The organism is Croceicoccus esteveae, assembly GCF_031846435.1.
Taxonomy (GTDB): Bacteria; Pseudomonadota; Alphaproteobacteria; order Sphingomonadales; family Sphingomonadaceae; genus Croceicoccus; species Croceicoccus esteveae.
This window is the reverse complement of sequence record NZ_JAVRHS010000001.1, coordinates 126,470-142,598: the sequence shown is the minus strand read 5'-3', so window position 1 is coordinate 142,598 and position 16,129 is coordinate 126,470. Positions and strand designations below refer to the sequence as shown.

Here is a 16,129-nt window from a genome sequence, read left to right as displayed (position 1 = left end):
ACGCTGAACGATGTTGTCGGGCAAAATGCTTCCCCCGGCCCTTAACCGCAGCGGCTGCTGGCCGTGCTTGTTATCATGAACGATGCTACCTCATCCATAGTCGGGCTGCTGGGCGGCGGCAGCGGGGTCGACATGACCAAGCTTGCCGGCGATCTTGCCGCCAACAGGTTTGCTGCCCGCATTGCGCAACTGGAACGCAAGGCAGAGGCGCTGGAGCTGAAGGTGTCGGCCGCAGCCACCCTTAAAAGCCAGCTTTTCCAGCTTTCCAGTGCGCTTGGTGACCGTATCCGCAGCGGCGACCTTGCTCCGCAGGCGACGGTGGGCAATGGTGCAGTGGCATCGGCGAGCGTCGCTGCCGGTGGCACTGCAAGCGGCACCTATTCGCTTGAAGTGCGAAAGCTTGCCACCGCGCAGACCCTGGCCACGGCCCCGTATTCATCAGCACTGGAACTGGTCGGCGAAGGCACGCTGACCATCCGCTTTGGCAGCACGGCCGGCGGCAGCTTCAATTCCGACAGCAGCCAATCACCCATCGGCATCGATGTTGGACCCGATGACACTCTGGAGGATGTCGCGCGCTCAATCAACGCGACGCGCAGCGGCGTCACTGCCTATGTCGCAAATACCGCCGAGGGAACCCAGCTCGTCATCAAAGGCACAGATGGCGAAATGAACGGTTTTCGCGTCGAGGCTTCCGGCTCCCCTGTCGCGCCTGCACCCGGCAACATCAATTATCTGGCCTGGGACCCGGCAACCGATGGCGGCGAACTGATGCAGTCTGCGACAGACGCGCAGTTCCTGTTCGACGGGCTGGAGATGACCAGCTCTGGCAATGTCATACGCGATCTGCCGGGCGGGCTGACGCTTACGCTGGCAGCGACCAACATCGGTGCGCCGACCAGAATTGGTTTTGGTCAGAAAGACGCGCAGATCGGCAAGGTCATGCAGGACCTGATCGCAGTGCTCAACGATGTCGCCGGTCAATTGCAGCAGACTGCAAATCCGTTGGGCGGAGAGTTGGGCAATGATGCAGGAGCCCGCGCGCTCAAGCGGCAATTGACAGGACTTGCCAGTCAGATCGTGATGCCTGGTGCAGCGCCCGGCGACCCGCGCACGCTTGGTGATCTGGGCCTATCGATAAACCGCGATGGAACCTTCCGGCTCGACCAGGCCCGGCTCGACAAGACGTTGAACGACCACCCGCAGGCTACCGCCGCGATGTTTACGACAGGGCTCTACGGGGTTTTCGCCACCGTAGACAGCCTTTCCCGCTCGGCCGGTGCAACGACCAACCCCGGCTCGATCGGCGGTTCCATTACACGCTACACCAGCCAGCGAGCCAGGATCGACGAACAGCTGTCGAACATTGCCGAGGAACAGGGTCGGCTGCGTGAACAGATGGTAAAGAATTTCAGCTGGGCCGATCGGCGCGTTTCCCAGTCGCAGTCTACGCTGTCATTCCTCCAGAGCCAGATCGACAGCTGGAACGCAGGCCGTGACTGACATGCTGATGCGGCTGAGCCCGGCCCAGGCCTACCGCCGCGTGGAGCTGGACGCCTTCATCATGGGCGCCGCCGCAGCCGACCTCACCGCCATCTGCTTTGACGAGGCGATCGGCGCAATCCGCCGCGCGATATTCGCGCATGATCGCGCCAGTCCCGATCTGCGTGACCGCTCGCTGCTCACCGCCATCAATTCAATCGACGCCCTGCGCCTTGGCGTCGATCGCAACCATGCGCTCGCCCATGCCCTGCTTACCATTTACCATGGAGCCGGCATGCTGGTACGTTCATCCATGCGGCAGTTCGATGCTGGCAATCTGCAGCAGGCTGCCACTGATCTGTCGGAGATCCGCAGCATTGTGGCCAGCCCACGACCGGCGGACAATACCTCCAGTTCTGCCACGGCCCTCGCCTAAGCTGCAGACCCGCTCCCGCACAATCGGGCAAATGCGGGTCCATCGATCAGCAGCCCTGTCCATTCCATGTCACCGCTTGCCGGAACAAACCTGTCAAGCAGGATGTCGCGAACCGCCGTGGGTCTTCGCAGGAGTGATAACAGCCCCGCAGCCAGACCTTGTTCGCGCTTGATATCCAGCACTTCGCGGTGAGCAAGCTTCCCCGCGGTCAGCGCAATGTGCCGCCGCATGATCCGGCGTTGCGCCGGGGCGAGCGTCAGCCGGCGCATCAACGCCCGTTCACGGTCGAGCAGATTACGCAGATCATGCGCGGCATGCTGACTGCTGAGCGAATTCGTTCGGCGCAGCGCAGCATAGCCACAGCCTTCCGCCAAGTGGAAGATGGCACCGCGTCCAAGGGCCTCGGCAAGAAACAGGAAATCCTCGCCCAGACGGCAATTGTCTTTGTAGCGCAATGACAAGCGCTCGATCATCTCACGCCGCAGCACCGGTTTGAGAAAGCCGAGCTCGCCACGCGCATGGTTGCGCCTTGAAATATTGCCGGCAACAAACCGCTCAAAGTCGAGGAAGCAATGGCGCTTCTCGCTGTCGTGGACATGGTGTTCCCCAGCCGATCCGCGGGTGTCGCCCAACTCAGTCACGAACAGAATATTGTCTGCCCAGATGTCCCAAGGATCATCGCAGCCAATTCCGGCAAAACGGTTCGGCAAGAAGCAGTCGTCTGCATCCAGAATGGCGATAAGAGGTGCCGTGCTGGCCGCGATGGCGACATTGCGGGCGGCCGCCGGGCCGCCGTTTACCAGCTGACGCAGCAACAAAAATCGTTCATCACCAGCCGCAGCCTGAACTGCAATCGCACAGGTCTGGTCCTGTGACGCATCGTCCACGACGATCACCTGCGCGACCTCTGCTTGAGAAAGCGCGCTTTTTACCGCCCTGCCGATCGTATCCGCTGCGTTATACGCGGCGATGATGGTAGTGATAAAGCCGTCGTGATGCATGGCTGTCGTCAAAGCACTCCCGATCTATCTGGCGCAAGCCTGTGCAGGAGCAGGCATTCCGATCTTTTGGCAAGACTGTGCCGCTGCATGGCGCAAGGCATTGCGCCTGCGCCATTCTCCCGGCAAGGGGCTTATAGAACGGGCGGCAATCGGCAAAGGGCAATAGTGGATGAAAATTGCCTATCTCGTGCACAATCTCAACGATCCTGCGGTGGAGCGCCGCTGCCGAATGCTGACTGCAGGCGGCGCGCAGGTGCGGCTGGCCGGATTTTGCCGCGATGCGCAGCTTCGCGCCGCCATTGCAGCCTATCACCCGCTGCTGCTTGGCTCGTCCGCCGATGCGGCTTTCGTGCAACGTGCGGCGGCCACCGTGCATAACGCGCTGTTTTCGCGGCGATTGTCCGCTTTTTTTGCCGATGCCGATGTGTTGATTGCGCGCAACCTTGAACAATTGGCGATCGCACGTGCAATCGTTGGCAAGCGGCCACTGGTTTATGAGTGCCTCGACATCCACCGCTCGCTCACAGGAACGGGGCGAATGGCAAAACTCGTGCGCTGGACAGAGGCAATGCTGCTGCCGCGGGTCAATCTGCTGATTACCTCATCGCCTGCTTTTTTGCGGGAACATTTCGAAAACCGGCCGCTGCAAGCGCGAAGCCTGCTGGTTGAAAACAAGCTGCTGGTCACAGGCAGCGCAGTTCCGCCCCGTCCCGACCATTCCCGATTGCCGCCGCACCCGCTACGGATCGGCTGGTTCGGCATGTTACGCTGCAAACAGACACTTTCGTTCCTTCAGGATCTCGTCACCCGTGCCGATGGCCGGATCGAGGTTCTGGTCAGCGGCAAACCTTCGCCTGCCGAATTGCCGGACCTGGCCCAGAGGATCGCGGCGACACCGCACATGCATTATGCCGGCCCTTACACTTATGACGAGCTTCCTGCCCTTTACGCTCAGTGTCATTTTGCGTGGACAATCGACTGGTTTGAAGAGGGCTTGAACAGCAGCTGGCTGCTGCCGAACCGAATGTACGAAGCGCTGGCATTTGGCACCGTGCCCATCGCCCTGGCGCGCATAGAGGTAGGCAGATGGTTGCAACATCATGACGCTGGCCTGCTGGTGGACACACCGGAACAATTGATCGACCGGCTGCTGCAGATGCCTGATGCGGAACTTGCAGACTTGCTGCAAAAGGCTGCCGCAGTGCCGCGCGAGGCGCTGATCGCCGATGAAGCAGACTGCAGGCAGCTTGCGCAGGACATTGAAAGTCTGGTCAAATGAACATCCTTGCTGTTATCCCCTGCCTCAACGAAGCGGATCATCTGGGTCCGCTGATCGACCAGATGCTGGCCGATCCGGCCATCGGCCTGCTGGTGGTGGCCGACGGGGGCAGTGACGATGGCAGCCGCGCCATTGTGAGCGCGCGCATGGCTGACAATCCGCGACTTGCTCTGCTCGACAATGCAGACCGTATCCAGAGTGCAGGGATCAACCGCGCGGTGGCACGCTACGGTACCGGCTTTGCCTGGTTCTTGAGGATCGATGCGCATTGCATCTACCCTGACGATTATGCCGGCATTCTGGTCGCGTCCGCGGCACGGCATGATGCAACTGCAGTGGTCGTGCCGATGCTGACGCACGCACGGGCCGGATTTCAATGCGCAGTCGCGGCGGCACAAAACAGCATCCTTGGCACCGGCGGATCGCCGCATCGGCATGTGGATCGCGGCCGCTTTGTCGATCATGGCCATCATGCGCTGATCGATCTTGCCATGTTCCGCAAGCTGGGCGGATATTGCGAAGCGATGCCTTGCAACGAGGATGCAGAACTCGACCATCGGCAGGCCAGGGCCGGCGGACGCATCTGGCTGGAGCCTGCTGCGGCGATCTGCTATTTCCCGCGTCGGACGCCGCAGGCGTTATGGCGGCAATATCTGAACTACGGTATCGGCCGCGCCCGCAATCTGCGCCGGCATGGTGAAATGCCACGGTTGCGCCAGTTGCTGCCGGTGGCGGTGCCGCTGGCGGTCGCGGCAGTACCGCTCGCGCTTGTTCACTGGATCTTTGCAGTGCCTGCCGCGCTGTGGATCGGGGCATGTCTTGCAGGTGGCTTTGTTGTCGGCGCACGGGCAGGAGGCGGCTGGGCACTGGGCGCGGGGGCAGCTGCCGCAATCATGCACCTTGCATGGGGCAGCGGCTTCATCCGGGAGATGGCAGGGCGCAGAACACCGGTTCCGCCGCGTTACGGACTTGATCCTGCCTGAACTATATGGTGCAGCCGAACATGCGATAGGCATGGACAAGAGCTTTTGCCCCCGCCTATCATGATGAACTGTGGCCGCCGCGAACAACGTCCCGCTTCAGCGACATTTCGTGACGGGAAAGCAGAAACGGTTTAGAGGAGCAGAGATTGGCTGATGCAAGGATCGCGCTGGTAACAGGTGCAAGTCGCGGCGCCGGAGCAGGCATTGCTCGTGGGCTGGGTGAAAAAGGCATGACGGTTTATGTAACCGGCCGCACCACGAAACCCGGCAGCGCCAAGGGTTGGGACGGATCTGTTCTGCCGGGCACAGTTGCCCAGACAGCACAGGCGGTAACCGATGCCGGCGGCAAGGGTGTGCCTGTCGTGTGCGATCATGCCGATGACGAGCAGGTTGCCCGGTTGTTCGAGCAGATTGCAGATGAGCAGGGCCGGCTCGATATTCTGGTCAACAATGCCGCTGCGATCCATCACCAGCTGATCGAGAAGAAGCCGTTCTGGGAAAAGGATCTGGGCGCCGCCGATATCCTCGATGTGGGTCTGCGCTCGGCCTATGTCGCCAGCTGGCATGCAGCCAGGATGATGGTGCCACAGGGTTCCGGCATGATCGCCTTTGGCTCTTCGTTCGGGGCAAGCTGCTACATGCACGGTGCTGCCTATGGTGCGCAAAAGGCAGGTCTGGACAAATTTGCGCATGATATGGAGCATGATCTGCGCGACACGGGCGTACGAACCGTCTCGATCTGGATGGGTCCGCTTGTGACCGAACGCTCGCAGATCGCGCAGAAGATCAACCCGGAGCAGTATCAAAGCTTCATCGACACGGCAGAAAACCCCGAGTTCACCGGCCATGTAATCTACGCTCTGGCCACCCGGGCCGAAGGTGCGGAGTTGTCCGGTCAAACCTTGATCGCAGCGGAAATCGCGAGCCAGCTTGGTATCACCGACAGAGGCAAGGAACGACCATCCTACCGGGACATGCTGGGCAGCCCAAATCAGCCAAACCCGGCGGCAGTCTACTGAACGTGGCAGTCTACTGAAAAGCCTCCGGGCCGGACCTGCGGACGAGAGGCTCGCGGCCTTCCAGGTGCTGTGCAGGGCGTCATCAAAGGCAAGGCGCAGGCATCTGAACCCTTCTTGATGGACAGCCCTGGCTGATGCATGAATTCGAACGAACAGGGGATTATCTGGCATGAGCAAGTCCGACCCGATTTTCAACACTTTGACAGCTCCTGGCACCCCCTTTGCCATCGGGGTGCAGGATGGCATGCGCAGGTTCGTCAATGCTGCACCCAACCTCAACGCGTTCATCGAAACCGCGCGGCGGCATGGCGACAAGACTTTCATCGTCGAGGGTGATCGCCGCATAAGCTTTGCCGAGCTGTTCACGCTGCGCGATGCCCTGGTTGCCCGGATGGGAATGCAGAACGGGAATCGCGTGGCGATTTGCATGAGCAACCGGGCCGAGTGGCTGATCGCGTTTGTCGCGGTGATCCGGGCGGGCGGCATCGCTGCACTGGTGAACAGTCGCGGTGCTCCTGCCGAACTGCGCGAGGCGATTGAAAGCGTGACCCCCACGCTGGTGCTCGCCGATGAGCGTCGGGCACAGCTGCTCAAGGAGAGCGGTTACAAGGGCGCGATCCTCAAGGCGCAGGATTTCCCCGAAACAGGCGCGGCGCCGGCCGAGCAGCCAAGTGCCGGTGCTAACGATCCGTGCACCATCCTGTTTACATCGGGCACGACAGGCAAGGTCAAAGGCGCGGTCCTGTCGCACGCAAATGTGGTGCAGGGCCTGATGAGCGTGCAATTGTCAGGGCTGATGGTGCTGCACGGCATGGCGCAGCAGTACAACATGACCATCGACGAATTGCTGGCAATGGTGCCGCAGCAAGGATCCTTGCTGGTATCACCCCTGTTCCACATTTCCGGACTTGGCGCAGCGTTCCTGAGCCCGCTTGTGGCAGGATCCAAAGTGGTGCTGATGCCGCGCTGGGATGGCCAGGAGGCAGCACAGCTCATCGAGCGCGAGCAGGTAACCCTGTTTTCCGGTGTTCCAACGATGTTCTGGGACGTATTGCATGCAGCAGCTGAAACCGGCGCCGATCTAAGCAGTCTTCGCAACATCGCTTCGGGCGGGCAGGCGTTGCCGGTCAATATCCTCGATGAACTTCGCGAAGCGTGCCCACAGGCGATTCTGGGGACCGGCTACGGCATGACGGAAACCTCCGGCAGCGTTTCCATGGCGGTCGGTGCTGACTTCATTCGCAAGCGTTCCTCGGCAGGGCGCGTGCTGGCGATCGTGGATATGCGGGTCGAAGACGCTGAAGGCAATGTCCTGCCTCCAGGAGAGCCGGGGGAGCTTGTGGTACACGGTCCGGTGGTCATGCAGGGCTACTGGGAAAACCCGGAGGAAACCGCAAAGTGCATTGGTGGGGATGGCTGGTTGCGCACCGGCGACATCGGCATCATCGATGATGAAGGATACGTCTTCATTGTCGACCGCAAGAAGGACATGGTCATTTCGGGCGGCGAAAACATTTTCTGCGCCGAGGTGGAGCGGGTAATCGGCCACATGGCAGGGGTGGCCGAATGCGCGACGTTCGGCGTGCCTGATGAACGCATGGGAGAAGCGCTGGTGGCGATCGTGCGCACCGACGAACCGGTGTCGGCAGAGCAGATCAGCAGCGCCGTCGGCCAGGAGCTTGCCAAATACAAGATCCCGACTGCGATCCGCTTCATTGACGAACCCCTCCCCCGCAATCCCGTTGGAAAAATTGACAAGATCGCTTTGCGCAAGCTTTGGCCGCAGCTTTGCAGCGAGCAGGCTGGCAGCTGAACATCATTCTCAGGCCATGCAAAGCGGCCGCATAATCGACCCGGATCTTGAGCGACGCAGATGATTTTCCGGTCAGATTGAGCGTTGGTTTGGGCTGAACACACATGTTGGCGCAAAAACTGTGCGCGGGATGGCTTTGGCAATGACGGGCAAATGGCCGGTCGGTATCGGTTAAGCGAAGCCGGCGCCTGATATCGTGAGGCCGGAGCCAAGGGAGTGGTGGACCAACGACGTTTTCATCCATGCCGACAAGGTTTTCGCGGCAGTTTGCAAGCTGTCCGGTCAGTGCGTTACCAATCTACCTTGCCGCCGGTCTGCGCGACGCAATGCCAGTCCTCTTCAGGCTTCATCCACGCAATAACGTATGACCGGTCGCTCTTAGCATCTGTCGGCGGGTAAATCAGCGGAAGATGAGCGCTCGCGCAAACGGGCGCTCGTGTCAGCGCACTCGACACCATGGGCGATTGTCATTCTGCAACGCATCCCAACGCAGTGGCGCAGAAGCCACACTGCCAGCGGCTAAAAACCGTTTTCCATCGGTGCAATCGCGGCAGCATTGCGAAATAACGAAGAAATATGTTAGCAACGCACCACTACAAGATAGATCAAATCAGGGACCTGGCGTGAAGGCTATCGATGTTACGCATGGTGCTGTGTTGAAAGCAGCGCTGGTGATACCGGCGGCAGTGTTCCTGCTTGGCGCAATCGAACCGACAGGCCCTGCTCTGCCGCGACCCGATCAACCGTTTGATGGCAAGATCGCCGTTGCCCAACAGGATGCGACGCCAGCATTCTCCAGCCCGGTTCGTGCTCCTTCCGGAGCGCCCAACATCCTGCTTGTGCTTACCGATGATGTGGGATTCGGGGCGGCAAGCACTTTTGGCGGGCCTGTTCCCACTCCCAATCTTGACCGGCTTGCGACGCGTGGATTGCTGTACAACCGCTTTCACACGACCGCCATGTGCTCACCAACCCGTGCAGCCTTGCTGACGGGCCGCAATCATCATGCCGTCGGCAATGGCACCGTCGCCAATCTGACCACTGGCTACCCCGGCTATATCTCCCGGATACCCAGAAGCGCTGCGACCGTGGCGCAGATCCTGCGCTATTCAGGCTATAACACTGCCATGCTTGGCAAGCATCACAATGCGCCGGAAGACGAAGTCTCGCCTGCTGGTCCTTTTGACCTGTGGCCAACCGGGCTCGGTTTTGATCACTTTTTCGGGTTCATGGGCGCGGAAACGAACCAGTTTACGCCGGCGCTGTATCGCGGCACGCAGTCTGTCCCGACGATCGAGGATGGGGTCCTCGACAAGGCGCTTGCCGATGAAGCGATCCGCTGGATCCACGCGCAGCAGGCCGCAGACCCGGACAAGCCGTTCTTCCTCTATTATTCGACCGGTTCGGCCCATGCCCCATTACAGGCTCCCGCAGAGTGGATAGCGCGGTTCAGCGGGCAGTTCGATGAGGGGTGGGACGCGGTTCGCGGTGCCACGGTGAAGCGCCAGATCGCCGTCGGCCTCATCCCGGCCGACACGACGCCGACCACGCGGCCAGAGGAAATCGCCGCCTGGGACGATCTGGACCCCGCAAGCCGGAAAATCACTGCGCGGATGATGGAAGTCTATGCCGCCATGCTTTCCTACCAGGATGCGCAGATCGGCCGCGTCCTTGATGAACTCGAACGCATGGGAGAGTTCGACAATACGCTCGTCATGTTCATAGAAGGCGACAATGGCGCCGCTGCCGAAGCGGGTCCGCTGGGCGGCACCAACCCCATGGCGCGCTTTGCCAATGGCATGGAGGAAGGCGAGCGCGAATTGCTGGAACAGCTCGACGCGTTTGGCGGTCCGCTGACTGCCGGCAATTACGCCAATGGCTGGGCGTGGGCAACCAGCGCGCCGTTCCCGCTGGTAAAACGCCACGCCTCCCATCTTGGCGGCATGCGCAACGGGATGGTGGTCTCCTGGCCTGCCCGCATTCCGCAGCGCGGCTTGCGTCAGCAATTCACCCATGTGACCGATATCATGCCCACGATCCTTGAGGCGGCAGGTATCGCAGCACCCAGCGCGGTAGATGGCGTCACGCAGCAACCGATTGACGGTATCAGCCTTGCCTACAGCTTTGCCGATCCGGATGCTCCCGAACGGCATACCACCCAGTATTTTGAGATGCTGGGCAATCGCGCAATCTACCACAACGGATGGTGGGCGAACACTGTCCCTGGCCTTTCCCCATGGAGCAGCGCAAAAGTAACGCAGCCCGACGCGACGAAGTTCGCCTGGGAACTTTACGATCTGCGTCAGGATTTCGCCCAGAGCAGAAACCTGGCGCAGCAGCAGCCCGAGCGGCTACGCGAAATGCAGGCCCTGTTTGACCGGGAGGCGCAGGCAAATCTGGTGTACCCGCTCGACGCGAGGCTGGACATGACCCGGTTCGCAGCAGCAGCGGCACAGCGCCCCGTTCGGGATCGCTACACATATTGGGGCGCTGGCATATCCATTCCCGCGGTAAGAGCAGCGCCGATGCTCAACCGTTCGTTCAGCCTGACTGCCACGCTGGACCTGCCGCAGCAGCCGGCGCAAGGCACGATAGCTGCATTGGGCAGCAGGTTTGGCGGATGGAGCTTCCACATGGTCGATGGCGTTCCGGCCGCGACCATGGCCGCCAGTCAATTGCCGGGCGACCAGTTCACGGTGCAGGCAGACCAGCCTCTGCCATCAGGCGAGGCTGTGCTGGAATACAGGTTCACCTATGACGGCGGCGCCAATGGCGGAGGCGAACTGTCCATTATCGCCGATGGCAAACAGATCGGCCAAGGCAGGATCAGACGGACCCTGTCGAAGCTTCCGGAACAGACAGATACATTCGACATCGGGTTCGACGCTGATACGCCGGTGATTACCGGACCTGGAGGTGGCCGTTTCACCGCCGGGATTTCGCGCGTGGATGTGGTGCCCACACCGCGCCGCTGAAGCACGTGATCTGGCCGCTTGCGCCCGTCGGCGCGGGTGAACAGATCGGCATCAATGACAAGCAATCCGCCTGTGCCCACAATTGGCAAGGCGGCGACGATCAATGCAAAGCAATGACAAACCTGTATAGGCAGGCATCAAGGAAATGAATATGCTGAAGAACACGCGATCGATTACCCGCCTTCTTCTTTGCGCAAGCTGTACGCTGCCGTTTGCGGCACCTGCCTATGCGCAGGCGCAAATGACGGAACCGGATTTCGCTGAGGCAGAGCAGGACGCAATCGCAGAACCGGCTGCAGGCGGCAACGTCATCCTCGTGACCGCCAACAAGCGGAGCGAGAATCTGCAGGACGTACCGGTCGCCATTTCAGTAATCGGCCAGGAGCAGCTTGAGCTTACAGGCTTTTCCGACGTGAAGGATCTGAGTGCGCTGGCTCCCAACGTCACCGTCTCCGAAGGAACGACTATTCCTACCTCGACGATCGTCGCCATCCGCGGCATCGCGTCGGGTTCGGATGAACAATTAACACTCGATCAGGGCGTTGCGGTCTATCTGGATGGTGTTTATCTTGCTCGTAGCGCCGCAACTGCCGTCCCGGCACACGACATCGAGGCGGTCGAAGTCCTGCGCGGTCCGCAAGGCACGCTGTTCGGCCGCAATTCGACCGGTGGTGCCATCAGCTTTCGGTTGCGTCGCCCGACCAACGATTTCGGGGTCGATGCAGAAGCAGGCTACGGCAATCAGGATTCGCGTGAGGCGCTCCTGCGCGTCAACAGCGGCAATCTGATCGACGATAATCTGCGCGTTTCGGTTACCTACCTGCACCGTCAGAACGACGGCTATGTCGACAATCTGCTGACCCCGGGTGACAACAAGGATCCGGGCTTCAACAATGTCGACAGCATCCGCGCCGCTTTGGAAGCGGATCTGGGCACGACCGGATCGGTTTACTACTCGTTCGACTATGCTGACTTCGAAGGCTTGGCGCCTGCGGCCCAGACCGTGGTTGCCAGCGAAAGGATCAGGGGCTTTCTTGCAAACTCGTCCACGGTTGCAGGCTGTGATCTCGATATTGAGTTCAAGAGGAAAGACGCATTGTGTCTGGACGATGCATTGCCCAGCGATTCCCAGCTTTACGGTCATGTGCTCAAGCTCGAGAACGATTTTGGCGGCGTGGTCGTGCGCAGCACCACCGGCTGGCGCAGCTGGCGCAGCGATATTCCCAAGAATGATTTCGATGGGTTCGGACCGATCACCGGACCAGGCTTCAGCCAGGCAAGCCTGTTCAATGGCCTGCCTGCCGAACTGATCGCTCCGCTGGTGGGTGCTGCCAACGCGCCTTTCGTGTCCGCAGCAGACGTGCCGCTTGTCACCACCTCGCTGTTCGAGACCAACAATAACCGCAAGCAGAACCAGATCAGCCAGGAACTGGAACTTGTTTCTGATACCAGTGGCCGGTTCAACTGGGTGGTCGGCGCATTCTACTTCTACGAAGACAGCCGGGAATCAAATCCCCAACAGGCAGGCTTCGTGATCGACGTTGACCAGACGTTGCGGAACATTCCCAACATTGGCGCGGCTCTGGCGGACGCCCTGCCGGAAGAAACGCGTTACCGGATCCTGACCATCCCCTCGCAGCTTGATTACCGCACGACGGCGGAATCCTATGCAGTTTATGGACAGGGGCAGTATCGCTTCGGAGCGGAAGAGAACCTCGGGCTCACGATCGGGTTGCGCTACACCCGCGACAGGAAAACCATCAATCAGCAGACGCCGTTCGTCAACATCGACAAGGCGTCGTTCAGCGAGCCGACCGGCCATGTCACGGTCGACTATCGGGTTTCAGACGGCATCAACGCCTATGCCAAGGCAGCGCGCGGCTACCGTTCTGGTGGCTTCAACGTCCGTACGCAGCAACCCGCATTCGAACCTGAAATACTGTGGTCCTATGAAGCGGGTCTGAAAACCGAGTTCTGGGACCGTCGCGCACGTGTGAACCTTGCCGGTTTCTACGCCGAATATTCGGATCAGCAGGTCAACCAGCCCGTTTCCAACCCTACTGGTGGCGGGTTCGGGCAAACAGTCGTGAATGCCGGCTCGACTGAATATATCGGAGTCGAGGCGGACTTTTTCCTGGAGCCGATCGACAATCTGGTATTTTCAGGATCGGCCGGTTACGTCCATCGTGAATACAAGGAGTTCCCGCTGCGGCTGCCCAGTGGCGAAGTTATCGACATATCGGATCAGGTGCTCGCCAAAACGAACACGCCCGACACGACGATCAATGCGGCCGTGCAGTACCGGCACAACTTTGGCGATGACATGTTCCTGCTGGGCCGGGTCGGTGCCACATATGAAGGGGACCATGTTTTCTTCACCGTGCCGCTCACCTCTCCGTTTACCCGCGACCTGGAAAGCGACGCTTATACCCTGGTCAATGCACAGATCCGCCTGGGCGATATCCCGCTGGCACGTGGTGCGCGCGGCTTCGTGCAGGTCTGGGGGCAGAACCTGTTCGACAAGGAATATGAATCCCGCGCTATTGATTTTGGCGCGCTTGGCTATGGATCGTTTCTTCACGGTCGGCCGCGCACCTATGGGATAACGGCCGGTGTCAGTTTCTGATTGATGAACGGGCCGGCACGTCAGCGGGGAAACAGAATGATGAAGAACACCCGATTTGCAGATGGGTTTCATTGCCATTCTGATCGCCTGTTTCCTGCTGCCGGCCCGATCAGCCTCAGCACAACAGAGCGCGTCACCTTCGGGTGCTGGCCCAACCAGCACCCGAAGGGACACCAAATGTAGTGTTGGTGCTGCTTGATGACGTCGGCTTTGGCGCTGGGTCCACTTTTCGGGGCGCGGCCAATACGCCCGCGCTCGATGCGGTGGCCAGGAAGAGGCTGAAATACAGTGGGCTTCAAACAACTGCGATCTGTTCACCGACGCGCGCATCTTTGCTGACCGGGCACAATCCCCACGCCACCGGTATTGGCGCGGTGGCCAATTCCAGCGATGCGCGCCCAGGCAACACAGGGATACACAACCCGCAGACCGCTTCTGTTGCCAAGATCCTGAAGAACAACGGATACAGCACCGCAGCGTTCGGCAAACGGCATCAGATCGCATATTGGCAAACCTCGCAAAGCGGGCCGTTTAATCGCTGACCGACTTATGAAGCGTTCGAAAAGTTCTACGGCTTCATCGGTGGGAAACCGACCAGTTCGAAGCACCGCCGTTCGAAGGAACTTCTCCTGTAATCCGGCCGCCAGGTAGTTCCTGTCATCTTACCGAGGATCTTGCCACGCAGGCAATTCGTTGGATGCGTGAGCAGCAGTCGCTCACGCCGGACAAGCCGTGCTTCCTGTATTTCGCTACCGGCGCGATCCATGCTCCGCTGCAAATGCCGGCGTGGGAAACGCTGGCATCCGATCAGCAACGGCTGTCGACGACGCGCCCAAGGTTGCGCGGATCGACACGATCAACGAGCCCGACGCTTACGCGCATGTCAATGCGGCGTGGGCATGGGGGACCAACTCACCATTCGAATGGGCAAAACTGTGGCTTCGCATCTTGGCGGAACGCGCAATCCCCTGGTCGTGACCTGGCCGCGCGACATCGAGGCACAAGGTGGGCTGAGGACGCAGTTAAGTCACGTCATCGATATCGCCCCCCACTCTGCTCGAAGCGGCAGGCATTGCTCCAACCAGCACAGTCGATGGTGTGGAGCACACGTCCGATGGACGGCACCAGCCTTGTCTACAGCTTTGGTGATCCCGGTGCCCCGAACGTCACGACAGGCAGTATTTCGAGGTATTCGGGCACCGCGCCATCTACCACAAAGGCTGGATGCCGTCCGCGTTCCACTAGCGTGCACCTTGGGGACCGGCAGTGGTGCTCGACACGCAGCCGATTGCGGAAGACAGATGGGAGCTTTACAATCTTGCGGAGGATTTCTCACAAGCCGAGAACCTGGCTGCTGAATTTCCACAGAAGCTGGCGGAAATGAAAGCGCTGTTCATGTCCGTTGCGGCTAACAACCAGATCTTGCCCCTGTCGGGCCAGGTTACCGGCGGATCCGGGCTTCCCAAGCTGCACCAGGAACGCACCCGTCAAACCTACTACCCCGGCACCACCGCCGTTCCTGAATCGGCACTGCCAAGAATGACGAACGGCTCCTGGTCGCTGCTGGCGATGGTGGATACACAGCCTGGGTCAAAAGGAGTGGTTGCAACAAATGGCGGCAGTTCGGCAGGCTGGTCGCTGTATCTGGACGACAATCGCACTCCGGTGTTCACATACAGGCTGTTCGATCTGAAAACGATAGCGCTGGTCGGCAAAGAGCCGCTCGCACCCGACCGTAATCTCTTGCAGGTAGATTTTGAATATCATCGCGGTAGTTATGCCAAGGACGGTACATTGTCGCTGCTGGTCAACGGAGACGCCGTTGGCACCGACCGCCTGCCAGCAACCCCGCCTGCGTTCTTTTTCATTAACGAGACCTTTGATGTCGGTGTCGATCTTGGATCGGCAGCCGGCGACCACCCGGCAGACGCCCCACTCGGCTATCCCTTTACTGAGGGCGCCGACGGGCTCTACGACATGGTCGGAAATGTCTGGGAGGTGACAGCAGATTTCTACAGCCCTGGCCATGACCCAGCCGACCCGAACAACCCGCGGGGGCCAGCGCGGGATGCAGCGTATGACCCCATGAACCCCGGCCTTGTCTCACGCACGATGAAGCGCGGCAGCTATCTGTGCGCTCCCAATTACTGTCAGCGCTACAGGCCGGCTGCCCGCCAGGGACGAGATACCAATCTGGGCGCGAGCAATGTGGGTTTCCGGCTGGTCTATGACGCCTTGCCGCCGTCACCAGGAGCTGATTGACGACAGTACCGAGGCATGGGACGCCTGGTTCAATGCCTTGCCTAGAGATCTGCTGTCTTGGTGTGAGCGGAACCCTGATTGGATTGCAAACGGAGAGACGCCGGGCCTCTTGCTCTGTTTTTTTGCGAAAAAGTTACAACAGGCGGCCGAGTGACGAAAACACGTGCTGGACCTTCTTGAGCTGATCGTTTCACGGTGGACTGTTGCACCAAGATTTGCTCGTGATTTACACACGCGCGGGACCGCCAGGTTC

Annotated in this window: 12 protein-coding genes; 11 read left to right on the top strand and 1 reads right to left on the bottom strand. The window is 60.2% G+C overall.

The annotated features are described in order from the left end of the window. Window positions 1–75: 75 nt before the first annotated feature. Window positions 76–1,503, top strand: coding sequence for a flagellar filament capping protein FliD (gene fliD / locus RM533_RS00605; protein ID WP_311339247.1), 1,428 nt, complete (start codon window positions 76–78; stop codon window positions 1,501–1,503). Between the two features lies 1 nt (window position 1,504). After that, entirely contained in the window at window positions 1,505–1,918 is a 414-nt protein-coding gene (locus tag RM533_RS00600; protein WP_311339681.1) for a flagellar protein FliS, read from the top strand. Here the strand turns inward: RM533_RS00600 and RM533_RS00595 are convergent. Next, the gene (locus tag RM533_RS00595) at window positions 1,915–2,919 is read right to left on the bottom strand and encodes a glycosyltransferase family 2 protein (protein ID WP_311339246.1); all 1,005 of its coding nucleotides are present in this window, start codon (window positions 2,917–2,919) and stop codon (window positions 1,915–1,917) included. The two genes, RM533_RS00600 and RM533_RS00595, sit on opposite strands and share 4 nt — an antisense overlap. Before the next feature lie 169 nt (window positions 2,920–3,088). Between RM533_RS00595 and RM533_RS00590 the strand changes: the two genes are divergently transcribed. The 9 genes from RM533_RS00590 to RM533_RS00550 all read left to right on the top strand — a co-directional run bounded on the left by RM533_RS00590 (window position 3,089) and on the right by RM533_RS00550 (window position 15,876). Beyond that, on the top strand, window positions 3,089–4,198 hold the full coding sequence (locus RM533_RS00590; protein WP_311339245.1) for a glycosyltransferase: 1,110 nt from the start codon (window positions 3,089–3,091) through the stop codon (window positions 4,196–4,198). After that, complete coding sequence (locus tag RM533_RS00585; protein WP_311339244.1) at window positions 4,195–5,181, top strand: glycosyltransferase family 2 protein; 987 nt, start codon at window positions 4,195–4,197, stop codon at window positions 5,179–5,181. The genes RM533_RS00590 and RM533_RS00585 overlap by 4 nt, the downstream gene beginning before the upstream one ends. Before the next feature lie 146 nt (window positions 5,182–5,327). After that, on the top strand, window positions 5,328–6,200 hold the full coding sequence (locus RM533_RS00580; RefSeq protein WP_311339243.1) for an SDR family NAD(P)-dependent oxidoreductase: 873 nt from the start codon (window positions 5,328–5,330) through the stop codon (window positions 6,198–6,200). A 169-nt stretch (window positions 6,201–6,369) separates the two neighbouring features. Continuing rightward, the gene (locus tag RM533_RS00575; RefSeq protein ID WP_311339242.1) at window positions 6,370–8,013 is read left to right on the top strand and encodes a class I adenylate-forming enzyme family protein; all 1,644 of its coding nucleotides are present in this window, start codon (window positions 6,370–6,372) and stop codon (window positions 8,011–8,013) included. A gap of 623 nt (window positions 8,014–8,636) precedes the next feature. Continuing rightward, the gene (locus tag RM533_RS00570; protein ID WP_311339241.1) at window positions 8,637–10,988 is read left to right on the top strand and encodes an arylsulfatase; all 2,352 of its coding nucleotides are present in this window, start codon (window positions 8,637–8,639) and stop codon (window positions 10,986–10,988) included. A gap of 151 nt (window positions 10,989–11,139) precedes the next feature. Next, window positions 11,140–13,614, top strand: coding sequence for a TonB-dependent receptor (locus tag RM533_RS00565; protein WP_311339240.1), 2,475 nt, complete (start codon window positions 11,140–11,142; stop codon window positions 13,612–13,614). 182 nt (window positions 13,615–13,796) lie between these two features. Further along, window positions 13,797–14,156: a sulfatase-like hydrolase/transferase gene (locus RM533_RS00560; RefSeq protein WP_311339239.1), complete on the top strand. Its 360-nt coding sequence runs from the start codon at window positions 13,797–13,799 to the stop codon at window positions 14,154–14,156. A 244-nt stretch (window positions 14,157–14,400) separates the two neighbouring features. Continuing rightward, on the top strand, window positions 14,401–14,592 hold the full coding sequence (locus RM533_RS00555; protein WP_311339238.1) for a hypothetical protein: 192 nt from the start codon (window positions 14,401–14,403) through the stop codon (window positions 14,590–14,592). 291 nt (window positions 14,593–14,883) lie between these two features. Then, window positions 14,884–15,876 (top strand): formylglycine-generating enzyme family protein, encoded by a 993-nt coding sequence (locus RM533_RS00550; protein WP_311339237.1) that lies wholly within the window; start codon window positions 14,884–14,886, stop codon window positions 15,874–15,876. Window positions 15,877–16,129 lie beyond the last annotated feature (253 nt).